Origin of the sequence: Cerasicoccus maritimus, assembly GCA_031296935.1 — a bacterium.
Lineage (GTDB): Bacteria > Verrucomicrobiota > Verrucomicrobiia > Opitutales > Cerasicoccaceae > Cerasicoccus > Cerasicoccus maritimus.
The window spans coordinates 108,655-123,703 of record JAVDPD010000016.1; the positions used below are offsets into that span (position 1 = coordinate 108,655).

19 protein-coding genes are annotated in these 15,049 nt (G+C 55.3%); 16 read left to right on the forward strand and 3 right to left on the reverse strand.

The features are described from left to right. The first annotated feature begins 13 nt into the window (after positions 1 to 13). From rplR to proB, 16 genes are all read left to right on the forward strand, one after another. Complete coding sequence (gene rplR, locus RBB62_RS11985; RefSeq protein ID WP_309399113.1) at positions 14 to 379, forward strand: 50S ribosomal protein L18; 366 nt, start codon at positions 14 to 16, stop codon at positions 377 to 379. Between the two features lie 24 nt (positions 380 to 403). Continuing rightward, positions 404 to 1,009 carry a 30S ribosomal protein S5 gene (gene rpsE, locus RBB62_RS11990; protein ID WP_309399114.1) on the forward strand — a complete coding sequence of 202 codons (606 nt, stop codon included), beginning with the start codon at positions 404 to 406 and terminating at the stop codon, positions 1,007 to 1,009. A gap of 52 nt (positions 1,010 to 1,061) precedes the next feature. Next, complete coding sequence (gene rplO, locus RBB62_RS11995) at positions 1,062 to 1,538, forward strand: 50S ribosomal protein L15 (RefSeq protein WP_309399115.1); 477 nt, start codon at positions 1,062 to 1,064, stop codon at positions 1,536 to 1,538. A gap of 160 nt (positions 1,539 to 1,698) precedes the next feature. Further along, entirely contained in the window at positions 1,699 to 3,207 is a 1,509-nt protein-coding gene (gene secY / locus RBB62_RS12000; RefSeq protein ID WP_309399116.1) for a preprotein translocase subunit SecY, read from the forward strand. Positions 3,208 to 3,246: 39 nt separating this feature from the next. Then, positions 3,247 to 4,032, forward strand: coding sequence for a type I methionyl aminopeptidase (gene map / locus RBB62_RS12005; RefSeq protein WP_309399117.1), 786 nt, complete (start codon positions 3,247 to 3,249; stop codon positions 4,030 to 4,032). 73 nt (positions 4,033 to 4,105) lie between these two features. After that, a complete protein-coding gene (gene rpsM, locus RBB62_RS12010) occupies positions 4,106 to 4,477 on the forward strand; it encodes a 30S ribosomal protein S13 (protein WP_309399118.1) in 372 nt (123 codons plus the stop codon). Between the two features lie 18 nt (positions 4,478 to 4,495). Beyond that, entirely contained in the window at positions 4,496 to 5,050 is a 555-nt protein-coding gene (gene rpsK, locus RBB62_RS12015; RefSeq protein ID WP_343219088.1) for a 30S ribosomal protein S11, read from the forward strand. A gap of 81 nt (positions 5,051 to 5,131) precedes the next feature. Further along, complete coding sequence (gene rpsD / locus RBB62_RS12020; RefSeq protein WP_309399120.1) at positions 5,132 to 5,740, forward strand: 30S ribosomal protein S4; 609 nt, start codon at positions 5,132 to 5,134, stop codon at positions 5,738 to 5,740. An 81-nt stretch (positions 5,741 to 5,821) separates the two neighbouring features. Next, a complete protein-coding gene (locus RBB62_RS12025) occupies positions 5,822 to 6,868 on the forward strand; it encodes a DNA-directed RNA polymerase subunit alpha (protein WP_309399121.1) in 1,047 nt (348 codons plus the stop codon). A gap of 40 nt (positions 6,869 to 6,908) precedes the next feature. Continuing rightward, positions 6,909 to 7,469: a 50S ribosomal protein L17 gene (rplQ, locus tag RBB62_RS12030; RefSeq protein WP_309399122.1), complete on the forward strand. Its 561-nt coding sequence runs from the start codon at positions 6,909 to 6,911 to the stop codon at positions 7,467 to 7,469. 100 nt (positions 7,470 to 7,569) lie between these two features. After that, positions 7,570 to 7,803 carry a hypothetical protein gene (locus RBB62_RS12035; protein WP_309399123.1) on the forward strand — a complete coding sequence of 78 codons (234 nt, stop codon included), beginning with the start codon at positions 7,570 to 7,572 and terminating at the stop codon, positions 7,801 to 7,803. A 36-nt stretch (positions 7,804 to 7,839) separates the two neighbouring features. After that, positions 7,840 to 9,381, forward strand: a complete 1,542-nt coding sequence (gene guaA / locus RBB62_RS12040; protein WP_309399125.1) for a glutamine-hydrolyzing GMP synthase — start codon at positions 7,840 to 7,842, stop codon at positions 9,379 to 9,381. Positions 9,382 to 9,560: 179 nt separating this feature from the next. Beyond that, entirely contained in the window at positions 9,561 to 10,310 is a 750-nt protein-coding gene (gene pyrH / locus RBB62_RS12045) for a UMP kinase (RefSeq protein ID WP_309399126.1), read from the forward strand. Between the two features lies 1 nt (position 10,311). Continuing rightward, on the forward strand, positions 10,312 to 10,578 hold the full coding sequence (locus RBB62_RS12050; protein ID WP_309399127.1) for a hypothetical protein: 267 nt from the start codon (positions 10,312 to 10,314) through the stop codon (positions 10,576 to 10,578). 86 nt (positions 10,579 to 10,664) lie between these two features. Beyond that, entirely contained in the window at positions 10,665 to 11,225 is a 561-nt protein-coding gene (frr, locus tag RBB62_RS12055; RefSeq protein WP_309399129.1) for a ribosome recycling factor, read from the forward strand. Between the two features lie 104 nt (positions 11,226 to 11,329). Beyond that, positions 11,330 to 12,472, forward strand: a complete 1,143-nt coding sequence (gene proB, locus RBB62_RS12060; protein WP_309399131.1) for a glutamate 5-kinase — start codon at positions 11,330 to 11,332, stop codon at positions 12,470 to 12,472. 5 nt (positions 12,473 to 12,477) lie between these two features. On the opposite strand, the gene RBB62_RS12065 is transcribed toward proB, so the two are convergent. Genes RBB62_RS12065 through RBB62_RS12075 form a run of 3 tightly spaced genes read right to left on the reverse strand, consistent with a single transcriptional unit; the run spans position 12,478 to position 14,891 of the window. Beyond that, on the reverse strand, positions 12,478 to 13,491 hold the full coding sequence (locus RBB62_RS12065) for a hypothetical protein (RefSeq protein WP_309399132.1): 1,014 nt from the start codon (positions 13,489 to 13,491) through the stop codon (positions 12,478 to 12,480). A 28-nt stretch (positions 13,492 to 13,519) separates the two neighbouring features. Beyond that, entirely contained in the window at positions 13,520 to 14,383 is an 864-nt protein-coding gene (locus RBB62_RS12070; protein ID WP_309399133.1) for a segregation and condensation protein A, read from the reverse strand. Between the two features lie 49 nt (positions 14,384 to 14,432). Further along, complete coding sequence (locus RBB62_RS12075) at positions 14,433 to 14,891, reverse strand: type II secretion system protein (protein WP_309399134.1); 459 nt, start codon at positions 14,889 to 14,891, stop codon at positions 14,433 to 14,435. Between the last annotated feature and the right edge of the window lie 158 nt (positions 14,892 to 15,049).

Below are 15,049 nucleotides of genomic sequence, written 5' to 3' on the forward strand. Positions count from 1 at the left end.
GACTGGATAAGTCATGAAACTTGCAGAAAAACTTCGTCAAAACCGCCAAAAACGCCGCTGGCGCATCCGCAAGCGCGTAGTGGGCACGGCCGCACGTCCGCGCCTGACGGTTACCTTCACCAATCAGCACATCCACGCGCAGTTGATCAACGACGACGAGGCCAAGACCATCGTCGCGGCTTCCACACTTGCCAAGGATGTTCGCGAGGACAAACTCAAGCCGAATGTAGCCGGCGCCACCGCCTTGGGTAAGAACCTGGGTGAGAAGGCCAAGGCAGCAGGCGTTGAGGCAATTGTATTTGACCGCGCAGGTCGCCGTTACCATGGCTGCGTTAAGGCTTTCGCCGACGCCGTTCGTGAAGCCGGCCTTAACTTCTAAACGGACCACCGAAATATGAGCAACATGCCAAACACACAGCAAGGTCGCCAAGGCGGCGGCAATCGCCAGGGCGGCGAGCGCGGCGGACGTCGTCGCGACCGCAACGACCGCAATCGCGGTCAGCAGCAAGAGCAAGAGGGTCCTGAGTTGATCGAAAAGGTGGTTCACATCAACCGTTGCGCTAAGGTCGTTAAGGGCGGTCGTCGCTTCAGCTTTGCAGCGCTCGTCGTTGTCGGCGACGGCAAGGGCAAGGTAGGCCTCGGATACGGTAAGGCCAAGGAAGTGCCGGAAGCGATCCGCAAGGGCACTGAGCGCGCACGCGCTAGCATGGAAGAAGTTCGCCTGAAGGGCACCACGATTCCGCACGAAGTATTCGGCGTGAAGGATGGTGGCCGTGTGCTGCTTCGTCCGGCCACCGAAGGTACTGGCGTTATCGCTGGTGGCGGTGTTCGCGCCGTCCTTGAGGCCGCAGGCATCTCCAACGTCCTCTCCAAGAACCTGGGCTCTAATACGCCCTTTGCCATGGTCAACGCGGCTCTCGACGCACTGCGTCAGCTTCGCTCGGCCGAAGAAATCTCTCGCCTCAAGGCTAAGGAAACTGAAACGGCTCCGGCGGAGTCTATCGTCTAACACTTTGAACAACTGCTAAATTGGCAGGTCCAACCTCCCAGCAAGCAACGTCATGAAACTTCATAATTTGAAAAACGTCCCGGGTGCCCGTAGCCGTCGCAAACGCGTCGGTATCGGTGAAGGTTCCGGTCGTGGTAAAACCTCCTCGCATGGTCAGAAGGGGCAGAAGGCCCGCTCCGGCGGCAGCATCCGTATCGGATTTGAATCTGGTCACATTCCGCTGTATCGTCGTCTGCCGCACCGTGGTTTCAATAACCACAACTTCCGCACTGATTACGCGATTGTTAACCTCAGCGACCTCGAACGCGTTGAAGGTGACATCGTTGATCGCGCGACACTCGTCAAGGCCGGGCTCATCCGCGCCAAGGCAAAGCTGATCAAGGTCCTAGGCGATGGTGAAATCACCCGCGCTGTAACCGTAACCGCTGACAAGTTCTCGGGTTCGGCCAAGAGCAAGATCGAAGCCGCTGGCGGCAAGGTCATTGTTGCCGACGAAGCCAAAGCTGAATCTCAGGAATCGGCAGAATAGCGCTACGCAGCACTTACCGAGGGAGAAGGCAGAAGCAAGAAAGCAGGGCGGGGACCTTTCGTAAATGAAAATATCCCCGGTTATCGTAGATTAATATCTCGACACTTCTGCCATCTGCCTTCTGCCTTTTCTCTTTTGAAACCCACCCGCTGTCATCCAAATGACCAACGCTTTCGTCAACTGCTTTAAAATCCCCGAACTGAGGACCAAGATCCTCTTTACGTTCGGGATGATCTTCATTGCGCGTGTAGGCGCGAACATACCGCTGCCTGGCATCGACCCGCGACCGCTTCAGAATTTCTTTGAAGCGCAGGCCGACGCTGGTTTGTTCGGGCTTTACAACATGTTTACTGGTGGCGCGCTGCTCAACGGCGCGGTCTTCGCGCTGGGCATCATGCCGTACATCAGCGCGTCGATTATCCTTCAGCTCATGGGCGCTGTGGTGCCGACCCTCGCGCGTTTGCAGCAGGAGGGCGAAACCGGTCGCCAGAAGATTACGCAGTACACCCGTTACCTGACGATTGCGATCGCCCTGGTTCAGTCTGTATTGCTGAACCTCACCCTGCTCCGCAACCCGGGCGAGTTCTTCCAGGGCTTTTCGGTTGAGCAGTATGGCAGTATCGTTTTGATCGACCCGACCTGGTTCCTGATCACCTCGACCATCTTCCTCACCGCGGGCACTGTCTTGCTGATGTGGATTGGTGAGCAGATTACCCAGCGCGGCATTGGCAACGGTATTTCACTTTTGATCACCATCGGCATTCTTGCCGACTTGCCCTCAGCCGTAGGCTTTGCCTATGAAGGCCTCACTGCTGGCGCTGGCGCTGCTTACAAGATTAGTTGGGCGCAGTTCGCTGCAATGATGATTTTCCTCGTTGCCGTGATCGCCGCAATTGTCTCCGTGACGCAGGCCACCCGAAAGATCCCGGTCCAATACGCCAAACGTATGGTCGGTCGACGTGTGATGGGCGGTCAAAGTTCTTTCCTGCCACTGAAGGTGAACTACGCCGGTGTGATGCCGGTCATTTTCGCCAGCGCGATTCTGATGTTCCCGACCTATTTGCTTGGCGCTCTTGCTGGCGCAACAGGTCAGGACTTCTTCCGCGACATTGGCGCATGGCTCAGCCCAGACCACTGGTTTTACTATGTCTTCTACTCGATGCTGATCCTGGGCTTCTCGTATTTCTGGGTATCCATTATGTTTAAGCCGATCCAAATTGCAGACGAACTTAAGCGCAATGGCGGCTACATTCCTGGCGTTCGCCCCGGCGAACCGACTGCGAAGTTCCTCGACTTTGTTATGACCCGCCTGACTTTGGCTGGCGCACTTTTCCTGACTTTGATTGCAATCCTGCCGCTTATTCTCGGCCAATGGCTGCAGATTCCTTGGAAGGTGACTCAGTTCTTTGGTGGCACCGGCACGCTGATTGCTGTTGGTGTGACTCTGGATACGATGCGTCAGATCGAAACCTATCTCTTGAATCGTCACTACGACGGCTTCCTGAAGAAGGGCAAGGCCCGCAACCGTTCTAAGTCCCGCACCCGTCAGTTGGTGGACGTGTCAGAGGTCAAAACCATGAATGTTGGTATGCTCTGGACTGCATGTGGCGTTCTTTTGGTGGTTGGCCTCGTTTCGTGGATCTTGCTCAAACTCAACGTAGTTTCCTAAGACGCATTCCACGTCGTTCATTCGTAAGCACTTAAATTCATGCTCCGCAAACGCAGTTACCGCTCCATCCGTCCCGACGAAGAAGTCGAGGCTGTGCGAGAGTCGTGTGTGATTGCGGCAACCGTTCTGGACAAGCTTTGCCAGATGGTTGCGCCGGGTGTGACGACATACGATATTGACCAAGAAGGCAAGAAGCTGATCGCGGATATGGGTGCCGAAAGCGCCTGCTACAACTACCGCGTTGGCGATAAAATTTACCCGGGTCATACCTGCCTGTCAGTCAACGACGAGGTGGTGCATGGTATCGGCAAGATGGGCGTAACGCTCAAAGAAGGCGACAACATCACCGTCGATGTTTGCGTGACATATAACGGTTTCGTGGGCGACAACGCGCGCACAGTTCTCGTGGGTCAGGTCAGCGATGAGATGAAGTTGCTCGTCGAGCGCACTGAAGAAGCGCTCAAACTCGGCATCGCTCAGGCGAAGGCAGGCAATCGGGTGGGGGATATCTCCAACGCGGTTCAGGCCTACGTCGAAAGCTTCGGCTACAACGTGGTTCGCAACTTTGTCGGACACGGCGTTGGACGCACGATGCACGAGGACCCTCAAATTCCCAACTTCGGACGCAAGAAGTCTGGCGCTAAGCTTTTCCCGGGCATGACACTCGCCATCGAACCGATGGTAGTCGCCGGTAGCTACGATTTGGTGGAGGATGAGGATCAATGGACCGCCCGCACGCGTGACGGGCAACCGGCGGCCCATTTTGAACACACGGTTCTGGTTACGGAGGACGAACCAGAAATTTTAACAATTCCGAAAAAATAAGCTTTCCAAAGCGGCTGAATTTGCTATTTTCTCCGCTTTTCCCTGTTTACACACCTAACACCTTTAGCACGTAATGCCACGTTTACTTGGAGTCGACATCCCCAGCGGTAAGAAGATTGAATACTCGCTGCAATACATCTATGGCGTCGGACCGACCCGCGCCAAGAAACTGTGCGCACAGACCGGCATCGACCCGGATCGCCGCGCCCATGAACTCAGCGAAGAAGAGCTCAACAAGTTCGCCGTGCAGATCCAGGAAGACGGCTACCCGGTTGAGGGTGACCTCCGTCGTGAAGTGATCGGTAACCTGAAGCGCCTGCAGGCAGTTCGCTGCTATCGTGGCCTCCGCCACCAACGCGGTCTTCCGGTTCGTGGTCAGCGCACCCAAACCAATGCTCGCACCCGTAAGGGCGGCCGCCGCACTGTGGCAGCCAAGAAGAAGTAACCTTTTAGTACACACCCGATGAGCGAAGAAGAACAAAAGAAGGCTGAAGAAGCAGCCGTTGCGACCAAGGAGGTCAAGGACGAAGAAACCCCGGCGACTGCCGAGGGTGAAGCTCCTGCCGCTGAAGGCGAGGAAGAAGAAAAGAAGTCCAGCCAGCCGAGCGCCAAGGACCTGCTGACCGAAGACCTCGGTATTGGCAAGATCCGTAAGGCCAAGGGCAGCAAGAACATCCATAGCGGTGTTGTGCACATCCTGGCCACTTTCAACAACACCAAGGTTACCTTTACGGACACCAATGGCAACGTCATCTCCTGGTCCAGCGCTGGCAAGATGAACTTCCGTGGTTCCCGCAAGTCCACCGCTTACGCGGCACAGGTTGTGACTCAGGACGCCGGCAAGGTTGCCCTGTCCCACGGCATGAAGGAAGTTTCCGTCAAGGTTAAGGGCCCGGGCATGGGTCGTGACTCAGCAATCCGCGCTCTGCAAAGCCTCGGCCTGATTGTTACCGGCATCACGGACGCAACTCCGGTTCCTCACAACGGCTGCCGCCCTCCCAAGCGTCGCCGCGTTTAATTCCTTTCACTTTACTCGCTTTCCGGTGATGGCAATCCGGGAAGCGTATTCATACGAGACTGCCACCAATAGAACACCATTATGGCTCGTTATACCGGACCAACCACACGCATCAACCGCCGCTTTGGGCAGGCGATCTACGCCCCCAGCAAGGCATTCGAGCGCAAGCCTTACTTGCCTGGACAGCACGGCCCACGCCTGCGCCGCAAGACTTCCGATTACGGCATCGGCCTGAACGAGAAGCAGAAGCTTCGCTACATGTTCGGCCTGACCGAAAAGCAGTTCCGCCTCACCTTCGCCAAGGCGAAGAATCAAAAGGGTGTTACTGGTGAAATCTTCCTGCGTTTGCTGGAAATGCGCCTCGACAACGTTGTCTATCGCCTCGGGTTGGCTAAGACACGCCGCGCTTCCCGCCAGTTCGTAAACCACGGCCACATCAAGGTGAACGGCCACAAGGTTGACATCCCCAGCTACTCCGTGAAGCCGGGTGACATCGTGGAAGTTCGCGACCGCACCTCTTCCCGCCAGCTGGCAACCCGTTGCCTGGAAGAAACGCAATTCCGCACGGTTCCCGCGTGGATGTCGATGGAACGCGACGCAATTCGCGGCACCATCAGTCGCGAACCGGCAGTCGACGAGATGGAGCAGGATATTAACCTGCAAATCATCGTTGAATACTACAGCCGATAATTAATACATTACAGGGGAACGCATGGTTCCCCTTTCCCCTTTTCTCGCCCGCGGCCACTAAAATCAATTAAATCGGAAGTAATGAGCACTGTCGAAGAAGCACCAGCCACCGACACTAATTTCACCTCGCGCACCAAGCGTCTTGGTAAGTTCGAGCTGCCTAAGCGCCTCGTCAAAGACGAGTCCACGGCAACGGACACCTATGCGCAATTCACTGCCGAGCCGTTCGAAACCGGCTACGGCCACACCATTGGCAACAGCCTGCGCCGCATCCTGCTGAGCTCCATTGAAGGCGCTGCCTTCAGCTCGGTTAAGATCGACAACGTCGACCACGAATTCCAAAGCCTCGAAGGCGTCGTGGAAGACATCACGGATATTGTCCTCAACCTCAAGAAGGTCCTCCTCGTTTCTCACAAGCGCGAGCCCGTTAAGCTCCTGCTCGACGTGAACAAGGAAGGCGCTGTGACCGCTGGCGACATCAAGCCGGACAGCAATGTCGAAGTCCTCAACCCGGACCAAGTCATCTGCACGCTGGACAAGCCGATGCGTTTCCTCGCTGAGTTTGAAGTTCGTGTTGGCCGTGGCTATGCAACTGCCGAGCAGAACAAGCCGGAAGAGCAGCTCATTGGTCTGATCCCGATTGACTCCCTTTTCAGCCCGGTTCGCCTCGTGAAGTACTACGTGGAGCAAACTCGCGTTGGCCAAATGACCGACTACGACAAGCTGATCCTCGAAGTGACCACCGACGGCCGTGTCAGCCCGGACGACGCACTCAAGGAATCCGCTGCGATCCTGCGTCACCACCTAGACGTGTTCGACCAGGTCAGCAAGGAAACCGTTGAGTTCGACCACGAGACCAAGGAAATCAGCGAAGAGCAGAACCGCCTGCGCAAGCTGTTGAACATGTCCGTGAACGAAATCGAACTCTCCGTCCGCGCCGCGAACTGCCTCAACAACGCGAATATCACAACCGTTGGCGAGCTGGCGATGAAGACCGAGCAGGAAATGCTCAAGTACCGCAACTTCGGTAAGAAGTCGCTCAACGAAATCAAGGCCAAGCTCGAGCAGCTGGGTCTGTCCCTGGGAATGAAGCTCGACGAGCGCCTGCTCGAAAACATTGGCGAGTAAATTCCAACTTTTTTTCAAACACACGTAATTCTTTAGACCAATGCGTCACCGTTCACACCGTCACAGCCTCGGCGTCAAGAAGGAGCACCGCGAAGCTCTTATGGCCAACCTCGCCGCTGCGCTCTTCCGCCACGGCCGTATCGAAACCACCTTGGCCAAGGCCAAGGCGCTTCGTCCGTTCGCCGAAAAGATCATCACCCTCGCCAAGAAGGCTGCCGCAACTGACGATGCTGCCCGCAAGCTGCATTATCGCCGCCAGGCTATCGCCAAGGTCCGCGACAAGGCTGCTGTTAAGCAACTCTTCGACGAGCGTGTCAGCGAATTTGCTGACCGCAAGGGTGGCTACATCCGCATTTACAAGCTGATCCAGCGCGAAAGCGACGGCGCGCACATGGGTATCATCGAACTGATCGATGGCAGCGACGAAGGCTACTCCAAGCCGAAGCGTTCCGCCAAGAAGCCTGCCGCCAAGAAGGAAAAGGCTGAAGTCGAAGCTCCCGTAGCCGCAGAAGAAGCTCCTGCCGCTGAAGAAGCCGCTGCCGAACCCGAAGCAGCTGCTGCGGAAGGCGAAGCGTCGACCGAAGAGGAGAAGAAGGACTAATTCCAGCTCGCAAGAGACTTGAGTTTTTTACGGATCGGCGCGCACCTGCCAGCAGGGCGCGCCATCTTGTTTGGATTTTCCCGGCAGCTCGCAAACCCACATGATCGATATTGGATTTTCCTGGTTTACTTTGCTCTATGTGGCAGCGGGTTTGCTTACGGTATTTGGCCTTTGGCTCTACTATGATTGGCGCGACAAACACCTTTACGACCGAGACCGGGCCCGTGTGGCCTTCCACTGCATCAAATGTGGTCAGGTTTATTCGGCGCGTAAACGTGCAGAAGTAGCCAAATGCCCTTCTTGTGGTTTCGAAAACCAAAAACTGAAATTTTAAAACTCCTCAACTTTAACTACCTTACCGCTTTTCGATATGTCCCAGCAGACACTCGCCGTTCTTGATTTTGGTTCCCAATACACCCAGGTGATTGCTCGTCGCATCCGCGAGTGCAACGTCCTCTCGCGCATTTATCCGTATTCGGTCTCCATGGAGGAGCTGAAGAAGGATGGCGTTTGCGGCGTTATTTTGTCGGGTGGCCCCAGCAGTGTGCTGGCGAAGGACGCGCCACTGCCGGACAAGAAAGTCTTCAAGCTCGGCGTGCCGGTGCTCGGCATTTGCTACGGTGTTCAGCTGATGGGCAAGCTTCTCGGCGGCGAAGTTGCGCGTAGTGAGCGTCGTGAATACGGCCGTGGTGCCATGACGGTCAAAAAGAAGGGCAAGCTGCTCAAGGGCCTGCCGAAGACACTTAAAGTCTGGAATTCACATGGTGACAAGCTGACCAAGATTCCTAAGGGTTTCGAAGTCCTGGCCTACACGGACAACAGCGAAAACTCTGTGATCGCTGACGAGTCTCGCAATTTCTACGGCATTCAGTTCCACCCCGAAGTGCACCACAGTGAGCGCGGCGTAGACATCCTGAAGAACTTTCTGTTCGGCGTCTGCAAATGCAAGGACGACTGGAAGATGGCCAACTACATTGAGATGGCCACGGAGGAAATCCGTAAGCAAGTCGGCGACAAGCGTGTCATCCTCGGCCTCTCTGGCGGCGTTGACTCCTCCGTTGCTGCCGCGTTGATCCACCGAGCAATCGGCGATCAGCTAACCTGCGTATTCGTGGACAACGGTTTGCTCCGCAAGAATGAGCGTGAGAAGGTCGAAGATCTGTTTAAGGGCCACTTCCACATCGACCTGCGCACGGTCAAGGCCGGCAATCTCTTCCTGAGCAAGCTCAAGGGCGTCACCGATCCGGAGAAGAAGCGCAAGATCATTGGCAAGGTATTCATTGATGTCTTCGACGATGCCGTAAAGAAGATCGGCGATGTCGATTTCCTCGCCCAAGGCACGCTTTACCCGGACGTCATTGAGAGTGTTGCGATCGACGGCAACCCGGCGGCGCTTATCAAGAGCCACCACAATGTCGGCGGCCTGCCCAAGCGCATGAAGCTCAAGCTGCTAGAGCCGCTGCGTGAACTTTTTAAGGACGAAGTCCGTAAGCTGGGCGAAGAGCTCGGCCTGCCGAAGGAAATGATCTGGCGCCACCCGTTCCCGGGGCCCGGCCTCGGCGTTCGCGTCATGGGCGAGATCAAGCGCAAGTATCTGACCATCCTCAAGGAGTCTGATGCAATCTTCCTCGAAGAAATGAAGCGCACAGGCTACTACGACAAGGTTTGGCAGGCGTTCTGCGTCTTCCTGCCGGTGCAGACGGTCGGCGTGATGGGTGACGAGCGCACCTACGACTACGTCATTGCGCTGCGCGTGGTGGAATCTCAGGACGCGATGACTGCGGACTGGGCGCACATTCCGCACGATGTCCTTGGCCTGATTTCCAACCGCATCATCAACGAAGTCGAAGGTGTGAACCGTGTGGTGCTGGACATCAGCTCCAAGCCACCGAGTACCATCGAGTGGGAATAGGCAGCGTGCCGCTGCACCCGGAGGTTTGCCCATTGGGCAAATGCTTTGGGGCAGGGGGGGAGCAGAGGCAGGATGTTTAGGTAATCTGCCGAGGGAAGCTATGGCTGAAGTTACCTAAATGTCATGATTTTGGCAAAGTGGTTGACGAACTCCGTAGTTAGTGCCTTAAAAGCCGTGCTATGGCTGACGCATTATCCGGTGAAACCTCGACCTCCACGAAATACCAGCGTATCGTGCTAAAACTCAGCGGCGAAGCTCTGGGTGACCGCGCAAGCGGCGATACCATTAGCGGGGAAATCCTCCAGCGCATTGCGATGGAGATCAAAAAAGTCCACGACTTAGGCGTGCAAATCTGCCTTGTGGTTGGTGGCGGCAATATCTTCCGCGGCAAGCTTGGCGCGGCGAGCGACCAAAAGGTCGACCGCACGACGGGCGACTTTATGGGCATGATGGCGACCATGATCAACGGCCTTGCGGTGATGGACTGCCTGGAAAAGAACGGCGTGCCCGTCCGTGTGCAAAGCGCGTTGCATATTGAGGAAGTCGCCGAGCCCTTCATTTTACGCCGTGCGATTCGCCACCTCGAAAAGGGCCGCGTGGTCATCTTTGTGGCTGGCACCGGTAACCCGTATTTCTCTACCGATACCACCGCCGCCCTCCGCGCGAGTGAGATTGGCGCCGATGTGATCATGAAGGCGACCAAGGTGGACGGCATCTACGACTCCGACCCGGTCAAGAATCCGGACGCCAAAAAGTTCGACAAAATCACCTTTATCGACGCGCTAAAGAACCAATACGCGGTGATGGACTCGACCGCCTTCTCACTCTGCCTAGACAACGAAATGCCGATTCTGGTGTTCGATATGAACGAGCAGGACAGTATTTTGCGCGCGGTCATGGGCGAACCAATTGGTACGCTGGTTAGCTGACGTGGCATTGCTCGACATCGTGATCTTGGCTGCATTGGTACGGCTGAACATGGAGTTTGATTCGCCAATTCCTTGCACCGTCATCTATGCCGTCATCTGCTTGTTCTTTATGTTGATTTCCGGCGTGCCTTTCTTGGCGTTGCTCATGTGGGGGCTAATCTATGCTGCGGTGGCTTGGCTGCTGTTTTGGGGACTCATCAAGACTAAGAATTCTCCTGCTTGGTGGGCCGTCGCAGTCATTGGCGTCATCGGGCTGACGATTATATAAGGCAGCGCAGTGGTGAGATTGCTTAGTTCGAGCGAGTCATGCTTCTGCGCTTTACACCGTGAGTAAACCAGATTGGAATTCCTGTCATGGACCCTGATGAAATTTTAATGATCGCCGGCGACAGCATGAAAAAAGCTGTTGACCACACCCTTCACGAATTCAGCACGATTCACACTGGCAAGGCATCGCCCGCTATGGTGGAAACCGTGCAGGTTGACGCCTACGGCAGCATGATGGCGCTCAAGGAAGTGGCCGCCATTACGACGCCCGACGCCCGCACCATCAGCGTGCAGCCTTGGGACAAGACCGTCCTCAAGAGCGTAGAAGCTGCCTTGCTGAAGGCGAACCTCGGCTTCACGCCAAACATCATGGGCGACAAGATTTTCTGCCCGCTGCCAGAGCTATCCAAGGAGCGCCGCAAGGAGCTCGTGAAAATGTGCCACAACCTCGCTGAGCAAGGCAAGGTCGGGGTGCGAGGCGCTCGCCGTGACGCGATGGACGCCATCAAGCAGTCGGAGAAGGACAAAGAGATTTCCGAGGACGACCGCAAGCTCTACGAAAAGGAAGTCCAGGCTGAGACTGATAAGTTCACCAAGGAAATCGAAGATCACCTGAAGAACAAGGAAGCCGAGCTTCTCAAGGTGTAACAAATGAGGAGTGCGAGGTGCGGAGAGCGGAATGTATGACCACGTCCGTTTCCGTTTCTGCTTTGTTTTTCGTTTGGTAATAGAAAAGCCAAGCACAAACGCGTATGTCTGAAGCAATCAGCAATCGGGAGTCCGCCATCTGCGATGTCAAACGCGTCGTGGTGAAGCTCGGTACGGGCATCTTGACATCGACCGTTGGTCGACTGGATGCGGCGTGTCTGGAGCAGATCGCTGCGCAAATTGCCGAGCTGCGGACGCAGGGGTTGGAGGTGATTGTGGTCAGCTCTGGCGCTGTAGGCTTGGGCATGGGGCGCCTGGGTCTGACGCAGCGTCCCAGCCGTTTGGCGGAGCAGCAGGCCTGCGCTGCCGTTGGGCAGAGTATTCTTACCGAGACTTGGCAGGGCGCTTTTACACCACATGGCATCACTGTCGCGCAACTGCTGTTGACACGCGACGATGTCCGCGGGCGACGTCGCCACGTGGCAGTGCGCGATCTGCTCGAAGAGCTGATCGGCCAGGGCATTGTGCCAATTATCAACGAAAACGACTCCGTCAGCAAAGCGGAGTTGGAGCTGTTGGGCTTTGGCGACAATGATGTGTTGTCATCGCTGGTGGCCAGCCTGGTGAAGGCGGATTTGCTGGCTATCTTATCGACCGCCCCTGGTGTTATCGACCGCGCGGGCACGGGCGAGGTGATTCCCTACATTGAGCGCATTACCACGGAGATCGAAGCGCTGGCCGGCGGCTCGGAAAGCGTGACCGGCACTGGCGGCATGGTGACGAAGCTGGAGGCAGCGCGCATTGCCACGATGTCCGGCGCCACGGTCTTCATTGGCTTTGGCAAGGAGCCCGATATTTTGTGCAAACTGTTGGCGGGCAAAGCGAGCGGGACAATTTTTGCTCCGGGCGAACAGGCGCTCAATGCGCGACATCGCTGGATTGCGCACTTCCAGGAATCACATGGCGTGCTGACGGTAGATGCCGGGGCAGCCAAGGCTTTGAAAGACAAAGGCAGTAGCCTGCTCGCGAAGGGCATTACGAGCGCCGAGGGCGAATTTGACGCCGGTGAGGTGGTCAGCGTGGCCGACCCGGATGGTGTGGTTTTTGCGCGTGGCGTGGTTCACTTTGATCAGGCGACGCTGCTACCGCTGTTGGGGAAAAGCAATGCGGAGATCGCCGCTGCGCACCCGGAATTAACCCGTATGGAAATCATCCATCGCGACGAGCTGGTGCTGATGGGGCTTTAGGCGGGCTATGCGGAGAGGTCTGCGCCGAGTTTATTTGCGAAGGCTCGGAAAATCTTTTGACTCGATTTGTAGCGCTTGGATTTTAGGTATTCTGGGTATTTTTCGATCAAGGCCTGAGCAGAATGATGTTTTTCCTTTAAGATTTTAAATGCGCCTTGGAATTCTCTGTAAAAAGGTGCCTCGGCTAGCTTCAAATTGAAATACACCGTATTGACTGGCCAGTAATCCCAGTGCGACGGGTCTTGGATGTCAGCACCTGTGATGTAAGATGTTCCACCAACGTGGAAAGTTAATTCTTCAGCGCCTGGGCAGGTTTGCATTGAGTAGCCCTCAATATTTGCTGCCGACCAATAATAGTGTAGCGTGTCGTTGTAGGTCTTACCCTGTTCTGCGCAATACGTTGTAGGGTCGAGTTTATTGCTCTGGAGCAGCGTCGCCATCTCGCTTGATATCGCTTTGCCTACGTCCGGGCTGATGTTGTATTGAGCGGTTAGCTTGCGATAAAGCTCCTGCTGGATTCGAACGACAAACGTATCCGGAAGTACGCCATCGAGGTGGGCAAATGGCTTGTCGTAGGGCCCGAGTGCATAGGAATCGGAGGTCATCTCAAGCATGTTTTCCCACCAGCTTTTATCCATGACAAATAGGTCAGCATCCTGGATGCAGAAATCGCCCCTGCTCACCTTATTGGCCATGGTGATCAGCTCACCATGAGCCAAATAAGTCGGTCTGCCTTTTCGCATGGAAGCCAATAGCTTAATGACTGGCACAGGCGCACATTTTTCTTTGAGCCACTCGAATTGCTGGTCCGATATGCCGTTTCCGATTACGTAGGTGTTTACTCGTGGATGACGGTTACAGATTGCTAGGGGAGCTAGGTGGCAATCCGGGATTGACGCTAAGATGAAGTTGGAGAACGCGCTGCTTGAATCAGCCCGGTAGCTCTTCGCCATCTGTCGACTATTCTGATTGCGCAGATATTCGTTCCGCAGATTGATCAGGTGTTTCTTGAAGTCCATGTAGTGAGTAGCTATAAATAACAGAGTATTATCCTGGCAGATCTGAGCCCTCGGGCTTTTCGTCGAACTCGCTCACGAGATCTTCTTCGTCCTCGAAGATTTCGTCGTCTTCAGGCGTAAGGATGCGTTTTTCGCAGTGAATGTCGCCATAGTTCGCATCCTGTTCGACGAGTAGCTTTTTCAGACGGGTCAGTTCGAGCACTGCCAGGAAGGTGGAGACGAGCATGTTGACGCCGTAGGCTTTGCCTTCGAAAAGTTCCGTGAAATTAAAGCGGTCGCGCGTCTCGATGACGTTGAGGATGTATTCCATGCGGTCAGCGACGGAGACTTGCTCGTCGTTGATCTCACCCGACTTCATGCCTTCAGCCAAGCGACGGAGCACCATGTTGAAGGAGTTCCATAGTTCGATTTTATCCGTGGGCTTGAGCGGGCGGGCTTCCTTTTGCTCGTTGGATTCGCGGTAGTTGCGCGGAATGAGGTCTTGCTGTTGTTCGACTAGGTCTTGCAGCTGATAGGCGGCTTCCTTGAACTTCTTGTATTCGAGGAGCTGCTGGACCAGCTCCCAACGTGGGTCTGCTTCTTCCTCTTCTTCTGACGCCTGTTTTATTTGCTCATTAGTCGGCAGTAGCATGCGGCTCTTGATGTACATGAGCGTGGCCGCCATCACGAAAAAGTCGCCAGCAACCTCGAGATTGAGCTGCTCCATGGACTTGAGCACTTCCAGGTATTGGCGGGTCACGCGCTCGATCGGAATATCGTAGATATCGATCTCGTTCTTGCGGATGAGAAACAAGAGCAGGTCGAGAGGTCCCTCAAAGACCGGTAGGCGGATGGCGAGATCCTGACTGGGTCCCAAGGCTCCATCTTGTAGTTGTCCGCTGGCTTCTATCACGCAGGCAGTGGATAGGATCGGGGCCTAAAATTCAATGGGAAAGCGTAGCTTACTCTTCAATTACGAAGAGGAAGGTTTTGGGACCGCTAATAGTCATCTTTCCACTGGCGGTGTTTCCGTCGTCCACCGCCGCATCGATCTGCTCGATCAGATCGTCATCTACTTGATAATCGGCTACGCCAATGGCAAAAATGTAGGTGTCAACGTCCGCCGTCCAATTGCCGCCAATCACCGTTGTGCCAGTGATGACATCTTCGCGGATGTATTCATAGAAATCCGCAGACGGGCCACCTGTTCCGATAGGATAATGCCCTTCTTCCAGGCTGTAGCGGTTAATGGCTTCCTTAACCGCACGAAAATCGCTGGTGAACGCAGCTACGCGCGAACGTTCGCGTACAGCTTTGAATCCAGGTATCGCCATTGCCAACATCACGCCAATAATGATCACCACGACCATTATTTCGAGCAGGGTAAAAGCTCTGCGCTTTGACTGTTGGGCGAAATGCATCAGGTTCTACAATCAATTAAAGTTCCTTATCTAAGGGTAATTATGTAGGCCTGTCCAGATAATTCCCCAGCCTTGGAGCACTTTTCATCTAACTTGGCCGATCAGGCCGCAGTGATTTTTCGTGTCCAGCAAGGCGGCTTGAGCGTAGCGCACTGGAA